This is a genomic window from Bacteroides sp. CAG:633 (assembly GCF_000435115.1).
Taxonomy (GTDB): Bacteria; Bacteroidota; Bacteroidia; order Bacteroidales; family Bacteroidaceae; genus Bacteroides; species Bacteroides ndongoniae.
The window spans coordinates 1-1,115 of sequence record NZ_FR883114.1; the positions used below are offsets into that span (position 1 = coordinate 1).

A 1,115-nucleotide genomic window follows, 5' to 3' on the forward strand; every position below is an offset into this window, starting at 1 on the left:
TCTTCATTCTTCATTCATCATTCTTCATTTTCTCACATCAACTGTATCTTGAAGCACATCCCTCCCGAGAAATATTTCCCATTCAGCAGCGATGCCTGCAGGAACAGATACTTCCACAGCTTGCAGTCCACCGCCGCATTCACCTCGTTACCCGTATATTCAGCTATGGCACGCCAATTCCTGGCAAATGCTGGCCGGTACGTGATGCCTCCCGCCACTCCTTTCCATTTCCGGTTGGGAGTCGTGTCGCGGAAGTAGCGGTAAGCCAGGTGCACCCCCAGCTCATGCCCGTGCTTCACGAAGTGCTTGCTGGCCGTCACGTAGTAGTTCTGGAAGTACGTCAGGTTCCCTTCATACGATTCGATGGTTCTTCCCGGGTCCTGCGTACCAATGGCTACTGCCGGCCACCATTTTCCCTCCTTCAGCGGTCGCACCTTTACCGAGAAGTAGCGGTCCTTCATGTTATAGCCCACTTCCCCCGCATTGCTGATACCTTTCATCAGCGTACAGGTGTACGACAGCTCAATCCACGGAAACGGCGTGATGGCCAGAAAATAATCAGCCGTATGATACTTCGCTCCCTCGCATTTCAGGTTGTCCGGCGTAAACTCCCTGTTCAGGAAGAACACGCCTATCCGCGCTTCTCCCTCCGGAGCCATTTCCGCCGTCGGCACATGCACCATGCCCGTAATGCCGCTATATTCCTGTGCCCCCGCCGTCTTTCCCAGCATCAGCAGACACAGCCCTATCACTATTCTATAAATATCTATTTTTTTCACAATCGTTATTTTAAGGAGTTAAGGAGTTAAGAAGTTAAAGAAGTTAGAACCAATACATTGACTACTCTAAACCCTAAACGCTAAACTCTCAACTCTAAACCCTCAACTCTCAACCCTCAACCCTCGACTCTCAACGCTAAACTCCAAACTTTTAATTTTTCACTTTTAATTTTTAATTTAAGCCTCCCTCAACCTTAATTCACCACAGAGGACACAGAGTTTCACAGATTAAAAAATAACTTGTATGTAACCCTCAACCTTAAACCCTCAACCCTCAACCTTATTCACCACAGATTACGCAGATTATCACCGATTCAATCCTCAATCCGCTCCTCC

1 protein-coding gene is annotated in these 1,115 nt (G+C 48.3%); it reads right to left on the bottom strand.

The features are described 5' to 3' along the window. Nucleotides 1-32: 32 nt before the first annotated feature. Nucleotides 33-764 (bottom strand): YjbH domain-containing protein, encoded by a 732-nt coding sequence (locus QVP67_RS11760; RefSeq protein WP_288180161.1) that lies wholly within the window; start codon nt 762-764, stop codon nt 33-35. Between the last annotated feature and the right edge of the window lie 351 nt (nt 765-1,115).